Annotated in this window: 16 protein-coding genes and 1 tRNA gene; 13 read left to right on the forward strand and 4 right to left on the reverse strand. The window is 66.5% G+C overall.

Features of this window, described 5'->3' with window-relative positions; all coding sequences use genetic code 11:
• Window positions 1-8: 8 nt before the first annotated feature.
• From IFT87_RS08900 to IFT87_RS08910, 3 genes are all read right to left on the reverse strand, one after another.
• On the reverse strand, window positions 9-1,262 hold the full coding sequence (locus IFT87_RS08900) for a glycosyltransferase (RefSeq protein ID WP_192008246.1): 1,254 nt from the start codon (window positions 1,260-1,262) through the stop codon (window positions 9-11).
• A 268-nt stretch (window positions 1,263-1,530) separates the two neighbouring features.
• Window positions 1,531-1,851 (reverse strand): hypothetical protein, encoded by a 321-nt coding sequence (locus IFT87_RS08905; RefSeq protein ID WP_037529079.1) that lies wholly within the window; start codon window positions 1,849-1,851, stop codon window positions 1,531-1,533.
• A 204-nt stretch (window positions 1,852-2,055) separates the two neighbouring features.
• Window positions 2,056-2,145, reverse strand: a tRNA-Ser gene (locus tag IFT87_RS08910).
• A 145-nt stretch (window positions 2,146-2,290) separates the two neighbouring features.
• Between IFT87_RS08910 and hspQ the strand changes: the two genes are divergently transcribed.
• The 4 genes from hspQ (at window position 2,291) to IFT87_RS08930 (ending at window position 4,273) form a co-directional block, all read left to right on the forward strand.
• Window positions 2,291-2,725 (forward strand): heat shock protein HspQ, encoded by a 435-nt coding sequence (gene hspQ / locus IFT87_RS20695; protein ID WP_084215082.1) that lies wholly within the window; start codon window positions 2,291-2,293, stop codon window positions 2,723-2,725.
• 172 nt (window positions 2,726-2,897) lie between these two features.
• Entirely contained in the window at window positions 2,898-3,242 is a 345-nt protein-coding gene (gene rplU, locus IFT87_RS08920; RefSeq protein ID WP_031393729.1) for a 50S ribosomal protein L21, read from the forward strand.
• A gap of 13 nt (window positions 3,243-3,255) precedes the next feature.
• Window positions 3,256-3,546 carry a 50S ribosomal protein L27 gene (gene rpmA / locus IFT87_RS08925; RefSeq protein WP_031393730.1) on the forward strand — a complete coding sequence of 97 codons (291 nt, stop codon included), beginning with the start codon at window positions 3,256-3,258 and terminating at the stop codon, window positions 3,544-3,546.
• A gap of 175 nt (window positions 3,547-3,721) precedes the next feature.
• Window positions 3,722-4,273, forward strand: coding sequence for a GNAT family N-acetyltransferase (locus IFT87_RS08930; protein ID WP_183936251.1), 552 nt, complete (start codon window positions 3,722-3,724; stop codon window positions 4,271-4,273).
• Window positions 4,274-4,475: 202 nt separating this feature from the next.
• Here IFT87_RS08930 and IFT87_RS08935 read toward each other — a convergent pair whose 3' ends face one another.
• Window positions 4,476-5,375 carry a metal-dependent hydrolase gene (locus IFT87_RS08935; protein WP_042467462.1) on the reverse strand — a complete coding sequence of 300 codons (900 nt, stop codon included), beginning with the start codon at window positions 5,373-5,375 and terminating at the stop codon, window positions 4,476-4,478.
• A 33-nt stretch (window positions 5,376-5,408) separates the two neighbouring features.
• On the opposite strand from IFT87_RS08935, the gene IFT87_RS08940 reads away from it, so the two are divergent.
• From IFT87_RS08940 to lptG, 9 genes are all read left to right on the forward strand, one after another.
• A complete protein-coding gene (locus IFT87_RS08940) occupies window positions 5,409-6,008 on the forward strand; it encodes a TetR family transcriptional regulator (protein WP_192008247.1) in 600 nt (199 codons plus the stop codon).
• Window positions 6,009-6,074: 66 nt separating this feature from the next.
• Window positions 6,075-7,121, forward strand: a complete 1,047-nt coding sequence (obgE, locus tag IFT87_RS08945) for a GTPase ObgE (RefSeq protein WP_037529084.1) — start codon at window positions 6,075-6,077, stop codon at window positions 7,119-7,121.
• Window positions 7,122-7,308: 187 nt separating this feature from the next.
• Window positions 7,309-8,409 carry a glutamate 5-kinase gene (proB, locus tag IFT87_RS08950; RefSeq protein WP_192008249.1) on the forward strand — a complete coding sequence of 367 codons (1,101 nt, stop codon included), beginning with the start codon at window positions 7,309-7,311 and terminating at the stop codon, window positions 8,407-8,409.
• Window positions 8,410-8,443: 34 nt separating this feature from the next.
• The gene (locus tag IFT87_RS08955) at window positions 8,444-9,343 is read left to right on the forward strand and encodes an NAD-dependent epimerase/dehydratase family protein (protein ID WP_192008250.1); all 900 of its coding nucleotides are present in this window, start codon (window positions 8,444-8,446) and stop codon (window positions 9,341-9,343) included.
• A gap of 58 nt (window positions 9,344-9,401) precedes the next feature.
• The gene (locus tag IFT87_RS08960; RefSeq protein ID WP_037527622.1) at window positions 9,402-9,647 is read left to right on the forward strand and encodes an acyl carrier protein; all 246 of its coding nucleotides are present in this window, start codon (window positions 9,402-9,404) and stop codon (window positions 9,645-9,647) included.
• A gap of 138 nt (window positions 9,648-9,785) precedes the next feature.
• Window positions 9,786-11,048 (forward strand): serine palmitoyltransferase, encoded by a 1,263-nt coding sequence (gene spt / locus IFT87_RS08965; RefSeq protein WP_031394131.1) that lies wholly within the window; start codon window positions 9,786-9,788, stop codon window positions 11,046-11,048.
• A gap of 124 nt (window positions 11,049-11,172) precedes the next feature.
• Complete coding sequence (locus IFT87_RS08970) at window positions 11,173-13,062, forward strand: ATP-binding protein (RefSeq protein ID WP_192008503.1); 1,890 nt, start codon at window positions 11,173-11,175, stop codon at window positions 13,060-13,062.
• Window positions 13,063-13,177: 115 nt separating this feature from the next.
• Window positions 13,178-14,371: an LPS export ABC transporter permease LptF gene (gene lptF, locus IFT87_RS08975; RefSeq protein ID WP_031394134.1), complete on the forward strand. Its 1,194-nt coding sequence runs from the start codon at window positions 13,178-13,180 to the stop codon at window positions 14,369-14,371.
• Window positions 14,368-15,465: an LPS export ABC transporter permease LptG gene (gene lptG / locus IFT87_RS08980; protein WP_192008251.1), complete on the forward strand. Its 1,098-nt coding sequence runs from the start codon at window positions 14,368-14,370 to the stop codon at window positions 15,463-15,465. Before lptF ends, lptG begins: the two co-directional genes overlap by 4 nt.
• The last annotated feature ends 6 nt before the right edge of the window (window positions 15,466-15,471 follow it).

Here is a 15,471-nt window from a genome sequence, read left to right on the forward strand (position 1 = left end):
GATGAGCATCAGGACACCGCTTCCGCCACGCGCACCGGCTCCGTCGCCGGAACGATGCCGGCGAGCGCGAACGCAATCTGCTCGAGTCTGGTATCGAGCTCCCGATTGTCGAATTCGCGCTCGATCTTGGCGCGTGCCGCCACCCGCATGCTCGCCAGATCCACCTCCCCCGATTCGATTGTCGTTATGATGTCGGCGATCTGTCCGGCATTGCGCTCCTCGACCAGAAAGCCCTCGACGCCGTCGTCGATGAGTTCCGGGATGCCGCTATGCCAGGTGGAGACGGTGATGACGCCGAGCGCCATGGCCTCCATCAGCGACACGGGAATGCCTTCCATGTCGCCATTGTCGGCGACGACGGACGGCAGCAGGAACACGTCGGACCGCTTGAGTTCCGCAAGCACCTCGCGGTGCGGGATCTTGCCGAGGAACGTCACGCGCGCAGGACAGGCCGCAGCAGCCTCGCGCAGTTCCTTCTCCAGCGGCCCGTAGCCGATGATCGACAGATGCGAGTCGCCCGGCGCCGCGCACATGGCATTGATCGCGTAGATCAGCCCCTTTTTCTGGACGAAGCGCGCCGTCGTCAGCAGCCGCAATGGCCCGGCAGCGCCGCGGCGTGGCTGCGGCATCGGAAAGTCGCTGACGTCGACCCCCATCCGGTGAACCGTGATCATCGCCGGGTCAGCACCCCAGCCGATCAGCTTCTTCTTCCACAACTCGCTGATCGGAAGCAGTGATTCGGTCTGGGTGAAGAGGCGGCGGTAATGCGGCAGGAATTTTTTGACGAGACTATGCTCGGTCACGTCAAGACCATGAAAGACTGTGGCGATCGGGCCCGAGATCAGACCGGCATCGCGCAGATACATGGCCCGCACGCCCGCGGGACCGAAATGCGCGATGATGGCATCGAAATGACCAAGTCCCTGTTCGCCGACACTGAGAATATCGACGATCGGCGCGACAATTCCATCGCGCAAGCCAGTAAGTCCTGCGCGAATTCGCCGTCGGCTCTTGCCGGATTGCGCGCCAAGCAGAAGTCGAGCCGACTTTTTCAGCAAATGCGCGATCGGCGATGAGCCTCCTGTATTCGCGCGAACGGAGACGATACGCGCGGCACCGGATAGTGGATCATCGACAGAAAGATCATGCTGGCCGGTAATGATCGTAACCTGATGCCCGAGGTCGATCATACCCCTGATCTGACGAACGACGAACGTTTCCGAAAGAACGGGATAGTTCGAAAGAAAGAAAGCAATCTTCATGACGTGCCGCCCGGTATATTGAACGAATGATGAAACCGGACTGGCGACGCCACTGGGCAATGCAGCATTGCTTACGAGCGCCGTCGATGCGGTTCACGCCGAGCCAGCACACAGGCGAGTTCAAGCAATTCAACGCCTAGGCGGATACAGAAGAATTTCTCCACGAAAAATTGCGGGTCTATCCGCGATCCCTGTACTTTATCGGGACTTGTTGCCGTCGGGCCACGCTTCCGGCGTTGCTTTGGCGATACCGGGGCGCACGTCCGGTCTATGCGCGCTGGATCAGGTGCAGGACGACACGCCAGAACGGATAGGACGCGCATTGCGGCCAGGTGTGCGGGCACAGCCCTTCGACGTGCCAGCGCACGGCGAGGATCGCCAGCGTCGTCGCGATCGCGGTCGCGAGCGCGGTCAGCCAGCGTGCTTTCAGACCGATCCGCGGTTTGACGCCCCATTCGAGCAGCGCCGCCAGCAGCCAGAACGCCGCGATCTGCCAGCGGGAATAGGTATCGAGCAGCATGAACCGCGAAAGGACCGCCAGGGCCACCAGCCCGGCCGCCAGCAGGATGTTCAGAAGGAACGTACGCATCGCGGTCTCGATCTGGAGGGGGCCTTGGCCGGGACGGGCATGGGAGACAACGCACCCCCTCCCCGACTGTCGTCCCGCGCCTACTGCTCTGAGCACATGAATGCGCTGTCCACAGCAGCGGGTCATCGGACGATAGCTATAGAGAGGTGCGCGGCCCCGGCGCGGGGGCCAGGGATCTCTTTGATCCACATGGCGCAAGGTAAATGGCGGAGAGGGTGGGATTCGAACCCACGGTACCCTCGCGGGTACGCCGCATTTCGAGTGCGGTACGTTCGACCACTCTGCCACCTCTCCGCAAGGTCATCCGAAGTGCTGCAAGCAGCGCCTCCGATCGGTCGAGGGCGGGCCTCTAAATCAGACCTTGCCGCAGTGCAAGAGGGTTTTTGCAATCACGAGCGGCCCGGCTTGTGCGTCGCGAAACAGCGCTTAAATTGTCGCCATGCCCCGCCACGACATCCCCATCGACCCCGCCACCCCCGACATCGCCGCGTCCGATGCCCTCTCGTCCGAGCCGGCACCGGCGGCGTCGGTCGAGGTCGTCGCCCCGCCGATCGTCCATGCGAATTTCTCGATCGGCGACATCGTCCGGCACCGCCTGTTCGATTTCCGCGGGGTCGTGTTCGACGTGGATCCTGTCTTCGCCAATACCGATGAATGGTACGAGGCGATCCCCGAACAGATGCGGCCGAAGAAGGACCAGCCTTTCTATCATCTACTCGCCGAGAATCGCGAGTCGAGCTACGTCGCCTATGTCAGCCAGCAGAATCTGGTATCCGACGCGGGCGACGAGCCGGTCGACCATCCGGGCATCGCCGGATTGTTCACCGACTTTGCCGATGGTCGCTACACGCTGCGCGCCGTCCACCGGCACTGATCGCCTGCCGGGAGCGGCGCCCTGACGCGGCTCCGGCCAGAGCCCGCGATGTTTTAGCCCCCCGCAATGGCCCTTCTTGGTTGACATCGTCACGCCCCTCGCTTAGCTCCCCGGCTTCTCCCGGCGGACCCTGCGTTCGTGGGGCACATGTATTTGGAAAGTGACAAGGGCCATGTTCGCAGTCGTGCGCACGGGCGGCAAGCAGTATCGCGTCGCCGCCGGAGATAAGATCGTCGTCGAAAAGATCGAGGGCGATGCAGGTGCGTCGGTGACGCTGGGTGATGTGCTGTTGGCGGGCGAAGGCTCGGAACTGCGCTCGGTCGAGGGTTTCACCGTCGCTGCAGAGATCATCGCTCAGGCGAAGGCGGACAAGGTCATCGTCTTCAAGAAGCGTCGTCGTCACAACTATCGTCGCAAGAACGGCCATCGCCAGCAGCACACGATCCTGAAGATCGTGTCCGTCGGCGGCCAGACCGCCAAGCAGACCGAGGCTGACGCCCCGGCCGCTCAGGCATAAGGAGTAGCTTCAGATGGCACATAAGAAAGCAGGCGGCTCTTCGCGCAACGGTCGCGATTCAGCCGGTCGTCGTCTCGGCGTGAAGAAGTTCGGTGGCCAGGCATGCGTTGCCGGCAACATCCTCGTGCGCCAGCGCGGGACGAAGTTCTATCCGGGCACCAATGTCGGCATCGGCACGGACCATACGCTGTTCGCGCTGGTCGATGGCCGCGTCGTGTTCAGCCAGGGCAAACTTGGTCGCAAGTTCTGCTCGGTCGAGCTGGCAGCGAATGATGCCGCCGACATGGCAGTTGCAGCCGAATAACATCGGGTAACCATCCGGGTTGCCCACCAGGGTGACCCGGGTCGCGAAAGCGAACCTGAACAAGGGAGACGGGTCACCCCGGCTCCCTTTTTTATTGCTCCCTCCCCTTGGCTGTCGCCGTCCCGTCATCCTGACGTGGCATGCGCGCAGCCGACGACGCGAGAGGAAGAGAGCAATGTTCGCGCGCACGAAGAGACTGACCTTGCGGCCCGGCTGGCCCGAGGATGCGCCCGCGCTGACGCAGGCGATCGGGCACGAAGCCGTGATCGCGAAGCTGACGCGGGCACCCTGGCCCTATTCACTCGGCGACGCGGCGGCCTTTCTGGCGCAGCCGCGCGGCGAGCATCAGCCGCGCTTCCTGATCGACGCGCTCGACCCCGGCGCGCCGCGACTAGTTGGCGGCATCGATATCCATGCATCGCCGGACGGGTACGGCCATGAGCTCGGCTATTGGGTGACGCCCGATGCCTGGGGACGCGGCTATGCGACCGAGGCGGGCGAAGCGGTGATCGCGATCGCCCGCCATGCGCTCGGGCTCCGGCGGCTCGAGGCGTTCCATTTCGTCGACAATCCCGCGTCCGGCCGCGTCCTGGCCAAGCTTGGCTTCCGGCCGACCGGGCGGGTCGAGCCTCGGGCGTCGCGCGGGCGTGGCGGCGAGGCTCAGGCCGTGCTGTTCGAGTTGGTGCTCGATGAGGACCGATGTGCGCCGATGCCGATGGCGGCGTGATTCGCGCATCCCGGCCTTGAAATTGCACCACCCCGGCGAAGGCCGGGGCCCAGTTGGGGAACGTCGCTGACTACGGTCATCGTGTCGCTACTACGACCTTTCCAACTGGGCCCCGGCCTCCGCCGGGGTGGAATGCTGGGCGACGTATTCGCCGCACATACTTCGCGGGAGGACCAGGGATAGGAAAGGCCGCAACCGTAACTCAGGCTGTGGCCACCGCCCGCTTCTCGACCGGCAGCACCGCCGCCTCATAATCACTTTCGGCCAGCGCGATCAACGCGCGGTCGTCGTGTTTCCAGGGATGGAAACCGGGCAGGAAATAGGCGGCCCACACGCCCGCTATCTTGCGCGCCATGCCCGGGTTGCCGAACGCATACCATGCCATCCGCGCCCAGATCCGCGGGCCCGTCAGCCCGTCCTGCCGCAGCAATTCGGTCATGCCGCGCGCCCGCCCCGTGAAGAAGCGCCACGTGGTGATCAGCATCACCAGCGACTTGACCCGCCAGCGCGTGAACCGCGGCCAGTCGCGCGTCGCGTGCAGCCAGGTGTCATAGGCGACGCCCTTATGCTCGATCTCCTCGGCGGCGTGCCATTGCCACAGCGCCGCCGCCTGCTGGTCACCGCCGGCGAGGTGCCGGGGGTTCGCGATCAGTTCATGCGCGAGCATCGCGGTGAAATGCTCGAGCGCGGTCGTCGCGGCGAGGCTCGCGATCGGCGGGCGCCCCTTGGTCAGTGCGAGCGCGGCGTCGACATCGGCGATCAACGGCGCGACGTCATACCCCTGGTCGGTGACGTGCCGGTTGAACGCGACATGCTCGCGGGTGTGGATCACCTCCTGCTTGATGAACGCATTGATCTCGGCGGTCAGCTTGGGCGGCGTACCGTCGCGAAACCGGCGAACGCTGTCGACGAAATAGCCCTCGCCCTTGGGGAAGGTGACCGACAAGGCGTTGTAAAAGGCCGTCGCGATCGGATCGTCGTTCAGCCACCACCGGCGAATCGGCGCGCCCCGGCCAAAACGACGATCGCGCGGCGTGATCGTCAGATCGACGGGTGTGGTTGCTTTCGCCACGGAAACCTCCAAACAGAGACAGATCGTCATTACTGACACAGTTGTAAGTAGGTTTTTCATTTCGTGACGTCAACACCCCGCAAGCGCCTATCCCCGACCGAATCGCGTGATGCCGCAGTCGAGGCCGCGCGCGCGCTCCTGATCGAAAGCGGTCCCGGCGCGGTCACGTTGAAGGCGGTTGCAGGCCGGATCGGGCGGACGCACGCCAATCTGCTCCACCATTTCGGCTCGGCCGAGGCGCTGCAGACCGCGCTGATCACGCGGATGGCGGCGGACATCGTCGGCACGATCGGTGCCGCGGTGCTGCGTGTCCGCGCGGGCGAGCTGGATCCGCGCGAGGTGGTCGAGATGACCTTCGACGCATTCGGCAAGGGCGGCGCGGGCGCGCTGGCGAGCTGGATGATCCTGTCGGGCAACACCGACGCGCTCGACCCGATTCTCACCGCGATCCACGATCTGGTCGACGAACTTGCCGAGGGCGACATGCCCGGCGACCAGCCGATCCAGGACCAGACGCTGACGCTGGTCCTGATGGCGCTGGGCGACGCGTTGATGGGCGCGCCGATGGCCCGCGCGCTCGGCCTGCCCGCGACCAGGGCGCGCGAACTCGCGCTCGACGCGCTGCTCGCGAGCAAGGACGCCGCCGCCTGCCCGTCGGCCTGAGCAACGCCGACCAGGGCCCGAGTCGCAGAGGCTGGCGATTTTCGCCAATTTCGCTATGGGGCGGCGATGCATTTTCTAGACCAAGCCAAGATCTACGTACGTTCGGGTGAGGGCGGCCCCGGTGCCGTCAGCTTCCGCCGCGAGAAATTCATCGAATATGGCGGCCCCGATGGCGGCAATGGCGGCAAGGGCGGCGACATCGTGTTCGAATGCATCGCCGGCCTGAACACGCTGATCGACTTTCGCTACACACAGCATTTCCGTGCCCCGCGCGGCTCGGGCGGGTCGGGCTCGAACCGCACCGGCGCGGGCGGCGAGGACCTCGTGATCCGCGTTCCGCTCGGCACGCAGGTGCTGTCGGAGGACAAGGAAGAGGTGCTGATCGACTTCACGCAAGTCGGCCAGCGCGAAGTGCTGTTCCGCGGCGGCGATGGCGGCCGTGGCAACGCCAGCTACAAGACGTCGACCAACCGCGCCCCGCGCCAGCACGGCACCGGCTGGCCGTTCGGCGAGGCCTGGGTCTGGCTGCGACTGAAGCTGCTCGCCGATGCGGGTCTCGTCGGCCTGCCGAATGCGGGCAAGTCGACCTTCATCAACCAGGTCACGAACGCGCAGGCCAAGGTCGGCGAATATGCCTTCACCACCACCCGGCCGCAGCTGGGCGTGGTCCGCCACAAGCAGCGCGAATTCGTGGTCGCGGACATTCCCGGGCTGATCCAGGGTGCGGCCGAGGGCGCAGGCATTGGTGATCGGTTCCTGGGGCACATCGAGCGGTGCCGCGTGCTGCTGCATCTGGTCGACGCGAACGATGCGGATGTCGGCGAATCCTACCGGATCGTCCGCGACGAACTGGCCAATTACGGCGAGGGGCTGACCGACAAGAAGGTGATCGTCGCGCTGAACAAGACCGACATGCTCGACGCCGAGCTGATCGCGGCGCTGTCGGCCGAACTGGCCGAGGCCAGTGGCGCCGAGGTGATGGCGATGTCCGGCGCGAGTGGTGCCGGTGTGGAGGCCGTGCTCGACAAGCTGATCGGCGAGATTGGCCCCGCGCCGGGCGCGCCGAAGGACCTGGCGGAGGGCGAAGAGCCGGTCGCATGGTCGCCGCTGTAGCGTTCAAAACCGCTCCGTAGCCCGATCATGTACGCCATCGTCATCCCCGCGCAGGCGGGGATCCATAGCCTCAGGGGTATGCGATTCGGTGGTGAGGCCAGCCAATATGGGTTCCCGCCGCCGCGGGAATGACGATAGGGTGTTGCAGGCTATGACGACCTACGGGGAGGACCTACGGGGTCGACCAATGATGTTTCCGCCGTCCTCCTGTCCCCGCCTGATCGTGAAGATCGGTTCGGCACTGCTTGTCGATCCCGACGGCAGTGTCCGGCGCGACTGGCTCGCCGGGCTCGTCGCCGACATCGCCGCGCGGACCCGTGAAGGGCAGCAGGTCGCGATCGTGTCGTCCGGCGCGATCGCGCTCGGCGCGCGGCGACTGGGCCTGGCCAAGGGCGGCCGCGCGAGTCTCGAGGATGCGCAGGCCGCCGCCGCCACCGGGCAGATCGCGCTGAGCCAGGTCTGGGCCGAGCTGCTCGCCGCGCAGGGTCTGAACGCGGCGCAGATGCTGGTGACGCTCGACGATCTCGAGGACCGCCGCCGCTATCTCAACGCCGCCGCGACGCTCAACCGGCTCCTGTCGCTCGGGGTCGTGCCGGTGATCAACGAGAATGACAGCGTCGCGACCGCCGAAATCCGTTTCGGCGACAATGACCGGCTCGCCGCGCGGGTCGCGCAGGCCGCGGGCGCGCAGGGGGTGATCCTGCTCTCCGACGTCGACGGGCTCTATACCGCCAATCCGCATGTCGACCCTTCGGCCACCCATATCGCCGATGTCCCGCGGATCGACACGGTCGCCGCGATGGCGGACGACGGGTCGGGGTCCGGCATGGGATCGGGCGGCATGGCATCGAAGATCGCCGCCGCGCGAATCGCCACGGCGGCAGGCATTCTACTCGTGATCGCCTCGGGCCGGATCGACCATCCGCTCTCCACCCCTGCCCGCCACACGATCTTCAGCGCCGAACGCACCGCGTCCGCGCGGAAAGCCTGGCTGGCGGGGGGGCTGACCGCGAAGGGCACGATCCGTGTCGACGCGGGGGCCGCCGCCGCGCTCGGCCAGGGGCGCAGCCTGCTGGCCGCGGGCGCGACGGGGCTCGACGGGGGCTTCGTGCGTGGCGATCTGGTGACGATCGAGGGGCCGGCCGGAATCGTTGCGCGCGGGCTCGCCGAATATGACGCGGCGGACACCGCGCGTCTGCTCGGCCGCCACAGCGACGATCACGCTGCGATCCTCGGCTATGCGCCGCGCTCGGCGCTCGTCCATCGCAATCATCTGGCGCTCGTATGACTGCCGCGCATACGTCGATCTGGAGCGAGCCGTCATGATCCTGGCCATCACCGGCGGCACCGGGTTCGTCGGCAGCCACCTGATCGACCATGCGCTGGAGACGGGTCACACGATCCGCGCGCTTGCCCGCAAGCCACAGGCCAAGCGCATCGGCGTGACCTGGATCGAAGGCGCGCTCGATCGCCCGAAGAGCCTCGCGACGCTGGTCGAGGGCGCGGACGTGGTCATCCACGTCGCCGGCGTGGTCAATGCCGCCGATCGCGCGGGCTTTGCCGAGGGCAATATCGCGGGCACCCAGGCGATCGTCGACGCGACGCGGTCGGCGGGGATCCGCCGCTTCGTCCAGGTCTCGTCGCTCGCCGCGCGCGCGCCGGCGCTTTCCAACTATGGCTGGTCGAAGGCCGATGCGGAGACGTGCGTTGCCGCGTCGGGGCTCGACTGGACGATCGTCCGCCCGCCCGCGATCTTCGGCCCGCGCGATCACGACCTGCTCGACGTGTTCAAGGCGGCGCGATCGGGATATGTGCCGATGCCCCCTGCCGGCACGCGCGTCTCGCTGCTCTATGTCGAGGACCTGACCGCACTGCTGCTCGCGCTGGCCGAGATCCCGGTCGCACCGGCGATCATGGAACCCGACGACGGTACGCCCAAGGGCTGGGACAATCGCGACTTCGCGCGCGCGATCGGCGTCGCGGTCGGCAAATCGGTGAGGCCGCTGTCGATGCCGCGTGTCGTCCTGTCGCTGGCGTCGGCCGCCGACCGTCTCGTCCGGCGCGGCAAGGCCAAGCTGACGCGCGACCGGGTCCGCTATTTCTGCCATCCCGACTGGGTCTCGCACACGCCGCCGCCGGCCACGCTCTGGACGCCCTCGGTCCCGACCCCGCAGGCGCTGGCGCAAACCGCGGCGTGGTATCGCGCGGCGGGGCTGCTATAGCGCCGAAAAGCCGCCGCAATTCGCTGTCAGGATTGCGTCGACACCCGGAAGGAAGAGCATGAGCGACCGTCAGCAGATCTACGACACCGTCACCGCGCAGATCGAGCCGTTCAACAAGAAGGGCGTCGCGCTGAGCGATGCGACGACCTTCCAGGGCGATCTCGAATGGGACAGCCTGACCGTCATGGATTTCGTCGCCGCGATCGAGGATGAATTCGACATCATCATCACGATGAACATGCAGGCCGAGATCGAGACCGTCGGCCAGCTGGTCGATGCGGTCGCCAAACTGAAGCAGGACTAACCAAAAATATCCCGTTCGTGGTGAGTAGGGACTGAGCGCGGCGAAGGCCCGTATCGAACCACCTGCCCTTCGATACGCGTCTTCGGCTTCGCTCAGCCGCTACTCAGGACGAACGGAAGTTTTTAAGGCCGAATGACGATGACCGAAGCCGCCACTACCGCCCACGCCCTCCCCGTCGATCCCCCCGAGGTCGCGCCCGAACGCGATCTGATGAGCAAGTTCGACGGGCTGATCGCCGAACGCGAGGCGCTGGTGAAGTCCGGCGTGCGCAATCCGTTCACGATCGTGATGGACGAGGTCAAGTCGCCGACCCAGGCGGTGATCCGCGGTAAGGACACGATCCTGCTCGGCACCTACAACTATATGGGGATGACGTTCGACCCCGACGTCATCCAGGCGGGCAAGGACGCGCTCGAGAAATTCGGGTCGGGCACCAATGGCAGCCGGATGCTCAACGGCACGTTCCACGATCATATCGACGTCGAGCAGGCACTGCGCGACTTTTACGACATGAGCGGCGCGATCGTGTTCTCGACCGGCTACATGGCCAATCTCGGGATCATCTCGACGCTCGCCGGCAAGGGCGAGTACGTCATCCTCGACGCGGACAGCCATGCGTCGATCTATGACGGCTGCAAGCAGGGCAATGCCGAGATCGTCCGCTTCCGCCACAACGACGTGGCCGATCTGGACAAGCGGCTCGGTCGCCTGCCGAAGGAGGCCGGCAAGCTGGTGGTGCTCGAAGGCGTCTATTCGATGCTCGGCGACATCGCCCCGCTGAAGGAGATGGTTGCGGTCGCCAAGAAGCATGGTTGCATGGTGCTGGTCGACGAGGCGCATTCGATGGGCTTTTTCGGCCCCAATGGCCGCGGCGTGTACGAGGAGATGGGGCTGACCGACCAGGTCGATTTCGTCGTCGGCACCTTCTCGAAATCGGTCGGCACCGTCGGCGGGTTCGTCGTGTCGAACCATCCGAAGTTCGAGATGGTCCGCTTCGCCTGCCGCCCGTACATCTTCACCGCATCGCTTCCCCCCTCGGTCGTCGCGACTGCCGCGACGTCGATCCGCAAGCTCATGACCGCGCATGACAAGCGCGCGCAGCTCTGGAAGAATGCACGGGCGATGCATGCGGGGCTCAAGGCGATGGGCTTCAAGCTCGGCACCGAGACGTCGGATTCGGCGATCATCGCGATCATCCTGACCGACCAGGAACAGGCGATCGCAATCTGGCAGTCGCTGCTCGAGGGCGGGCTGTACGTGAACATGGCGCGCCCGCCGGCGACGCCTGCGGGCACGTTCCTGCTGCGTTGTTCGCTGTGCGCCGAACATACCGACGCGCAGGTCGAGACGATCCTCTCCATGTTCCGCGACGCGGGTCGCGCCGTCGGCGTGATCGGCTAGCAGCCGGCCGCTGTCATTGCGTCGGGAGCAATACGCACGCTATCGTCGCGGGGTGACGCAGGACGAGGCCGACGCGGCAGCCCTTGGAGGCGGTGCGACCTGGCGGACCATCACGCTCATCGTGATGGCGCTGCTGGGCGCCGCCGTGCTGGTCGGGCTCATCGCGACGCTGAGCAGCGCGAACCGCCAGCGCGACAGCGCGTTGCGGCTGCAGGCGCACAGCTATGACGTGATGATCCTCGCTCGCACGCTGTCGAGCACGATCGCCCGGTCCGAAGCGTCGCTCGGCCGCTATGTGATCAGCGGCGACCGGCAACTGGGCCGGCTCTATTTCGAGGAATGGGTCCTGGCCGGGACGCAGCTCAACCGGCTCGAGCGACTGACCTACGACAATGGCGAACAACGCGGCCACATCGCCGAACTGCGCCAGGCCTATGAGGACCGCGGCCGCGAGCTGTCGATGACCGCGCTCAGCACCAATTACGGCAAGAATTCGCAGGCGTTCGCGCGCTATTACCAGGGCCGCAACGCCCCGACGCTCATCGCGATCAACCGGACGCTCGACCGGCTCATCGCGCGCGAGCGGGCGCTGCTCGACAACCGGACGTCGCGGGCGATGGCATCGGTCGAACGCTCGAGCTCGATCGCGGGCGTGCTCGCGGTGTTCGGGATGCTGATCGTGCTCGGCGCGATCGGGCTGGGCTGGTTCACGATCCGCGCGGTCAGCGACCGGGCAGTCGCGCAGGCGGACGCGGACATGGAACGCAGCCGCGCCGAGGAACTGTCCGCCGCGGTCGAACAGGCGACTGCCGAGTTGCGCGTGCAGGACGCCAAGCTGCGCCAGGTCCAGAAGATGGACGCGGTCGGCCGGTTGACCGGGGGTATCGCGCATGATTTCAACAACATGCTCGCCGTCATTCTGGGCGGGCTGGAACTGGCGCTGCGCAACATCGCGCGCGATCCGGCGACCGCGCGGCGGCACATCGAGAGCGCGACCGACGGCGCTACCCGCGCCGCCGCGCTGACCCGCCGGCTGCTCGCGTTCAGCCGCGAGGATTCGCTGAAGCCCGAGACGATGGGGGTCGCAGGGCTGGTCGAGGGCATGTCCGACCTGCTCGACCGGACGCTGGGCGATGCGATCACGCTGCACGTCGTCGACGCCTCCGAGGGCTGGCGCCTCCGCGCGGATCGCGTCCAGCTCGAAAATGCGGTGCTCAACCTTGCGGTCAACGCGCGCGACGCGATGAACGGCCGCGGCACGATGATCGTGACCACCGGCGCCGCGGTGCTGGCCGCGGGCGCGATCGGCGACTGCCCGGCCGGCGACTTTGCCACCATCACGGTCGCCGACGATGGCAGCGGCATGTCGCCGGACGTCGCCGAGCGCGTGTTCGAGCCGTTCTTCACCACCAAGGAAACCGGCAAGGGCACCGGGCTTGGCCTCAGCCAGATCTTCGGCCTCGTCCGGCAGCTGGGCGGCGAGATCGCGATCGCCAGCGTGGTCGGCGAAGGGACGACGGTGACACTCTATCTGCCGCGCGACACCAGCGATCCCGCGACCGAGCCGCAACCCGTTCTGCCGTTTGCGGATCTGCCGGAGCCGGTACAGCCCGTCGCGCCGACGGGGCTGAACGTGCTGGTGGTTGAGGATGATCCCCGCGTGCTCGCCGCGACGATCGGTGCGCTCGAGGAGCTTGGCCATCATCCGGTCGCCTGTGACGACCCGACCCATGCGGCGGCGATGCTCGCGCGTCACGGCGCGATCGACCTGATCATTTCCGACGTGCTGATGCCGCGGCAGACGGGGCCCGAGATGATCGCGGCATTGCGGCCGCTGTTCCCCGACATCGCGATCCTGTTCGTCACCGGCTTTGCGGGCGAGGCCGCGACGAGCGAGTTCGGCGAGCATGAGGTGTTGCGCAAACCCTTCACGCTGAGCGGCCTGGAACGCGCGGTCGCGGCGGCGATGGGCACCGACCGCCCTACCCCGCCCCGCCAGATGGCGGCCGAATAGACCGTGACAGGCCCGCCCCGTCCGCCCTATATCCCTGACCCTATATCCCGCGCGAAAAGCTGATATAGACCCGCCCCACGCCTCGCGTTCGAGGCGCTCGCAGAGCCCCCGCTTCATGAAATCCATCGATCGCTACATGGCCCGGCTGATCGCGGTCCCGCTCTTTTCGACGCTGATCATCGCGGCGATGCTGCTCGTGCTCGACCGGATGCGCCGGCTGTTCGATTTCGTCGCGACCGAGGGCGGACCGATCAGCGTCGTCTGGCGGATGCTCGCCAATCTGCTGCCCGAATATCTCGGCCTCGGGATTCCGATCGGGCTGCTGCTCGGCATCCTGCTCGCGTTCCGCAAGCTCGCGACGACGTCGGAACTCGACGTCCTGCGCAGCGTCGGGATGAGCTATACCCGGCTGCTGCGGGTGCCCTATATGTTCGCCATCGTGCTGGCGATCGCGAACCTGCTGATCGTCGGCTATCTCCAGCCGATCGCCCGCTATTATTACGAGGGGCTCCGCTTCGAGCTGCGCACCGGCGCGCTCGGCGCGTCGATCAAGGTCGGTGAATTCACGCATCTGGGCGACCGGATGACGCTGCGGATCGAGCAGAGCCGCGACAAGGGGCGCGAGCTGTCGGGCATCTTCGTCCATGCGCAGACGCCCAAGAACGACTGGATCGGCGTCACCGCGGAGAAGGGACGCTTCCTCGCGACCGACGATCCCAACGTCATCATCTTCCGGCTCGCCAACGGGACGCTGATCCACGAACGACCCGAATTCAAGACGCCGCGCGTGCTGACCTTCAGCAGCCATGACCTGCCGATCAACCTGCCCAAGTTCGAGAGCTTCCGCGTCCGCGGCGGGCGCAACCTCGAATTCACGCTGCCCGAACTCGCGCGTGCGGGGCATGAGGCGGCGACGCCCGAGCTGCGCGATGCGAGCCGGTCCGAATTCCACTTCCGGCTGGCGGAGGTGGCGATGATGTTCCTGCTGCCGATGCTTGCGGTGGCGCTCGGCGTGCCCGCGAAACGATCGACGTCCGGTCTCGGCGTCTTCCTGTCGATCGTGATGATCGTCACCTATCACAAGGTGAACCAATATGCGGCGGACGTCGGCGAGCTTGGCCGGATCGACCCGCTGATCGCGCTCTGGGTGCCGTTCACGGTGTTCGCAGGGCTGATCCTGTGGATGTACTACACCATCGCCTATGTGCCCGGCGGCGAGCCGATCGGTGCGCTCGAGCGCGGCGTCGGCCGGATCGGCAAGGCGATCACCAGCCGGCTGCCCGGGCGCCGCAAAGAGAAGACGGCATGAGCAGGATCACGATCTTTCCGTCGCGCACGGTCGCGGTCTATATGGGCCGGCTGTTCATGACGCGGACGTTCAGCATCCTCGCGGCGCTGGTGCTCGTGCTCCAGGCGCTCGACCTGCTGAGCGAATCGGGCAACATCCTGGCGCAGGCGGGCAACGGCGACGCGCAGGTCTGGCAATATGTCAGCCTGCGCGCACCGCAGATCATCGCCTTCGCGCTGCCCTTCTCGGTCCTGCTCGGCACCATCCTGACGCTGATCACGATGAACCAGAACAGCGAGATCATCGCGCTCAAGGCGTCGGGCCTCTCGGCGCATCAGGTGCTCGCCCCGCTGCTGATCGCCAGCCTGGTTGTCGCGATCGTCAGCTTCAGCTTCAACGACCGCGTCGTGTCGCGCGCCACCGCAACTCTGTCGCAGTGGCAGAAGGTCAATTACGGCGCGATGCCGATCGACCGTGGCGACCGCGCCAATGTCTGGGTGCGCGACGGCGACGACCTGATCCAGGTGAACCAGACGCGCGGCAAGGGCGCGAGCACGCGGCTTGGGGGAGTGACGCTCTATGATCGCGCTGGCGGAAGCCTCGTCTCGATCATCCGCGCCCCCAATGGCAAACGCGTCGCCGGGGGCTGGGAAATCGGCCCCGCGACGCGGTTCGACGTTGCCAGTGGCACGCTGACCACGCTCGGCTCGGTGGTCGTCGGGCGCGATGTCCGGCCCGACCAGTTCACGCTCGCGAGCGTCGACGCCGACAGCCTGTCCTTCGGCGCGCTGAAGGCTGCGATCGGCGACCTGGCCGATGCGGGGCGCCCGACCAAGGCACTCGAGGGATCGCTCTGGCACAAGCTGTCGGGACCGCTGTCTTCGGTGCTGATGCCGCTGCTGGGCGCGGTCGCGGCGTTCGGCATCGCTCGCTCGGGCAAGCTGTTCGTCCGCGCGGTGATCGGCATGGGGCTGGGCTTTGCCTATTTCGTCGCGGACAATTTCGCGCTCGCGATGGGCAATCTCGGCGCCTATCCGCCGTTCCTCGCCGCCTGGGCGCCCTTCCTCCTGTTCTTCCTGATCGGCGAGGCGGTGCTGTTCCGGACCGAGGAATAGCCGCTG

The sequence above is a fragment of the Sphingomonas sp. CFBP 8765 genome, assembly GCF_014841445.1.
Taxonomy (GTDB): domain Bacteria; phylum Pseudomonadota; class Alphaproteobacteria; order Sphingomonadales; family Sphingomonadaceae; genus Sphingomonas; species Sphingomonas aerolata.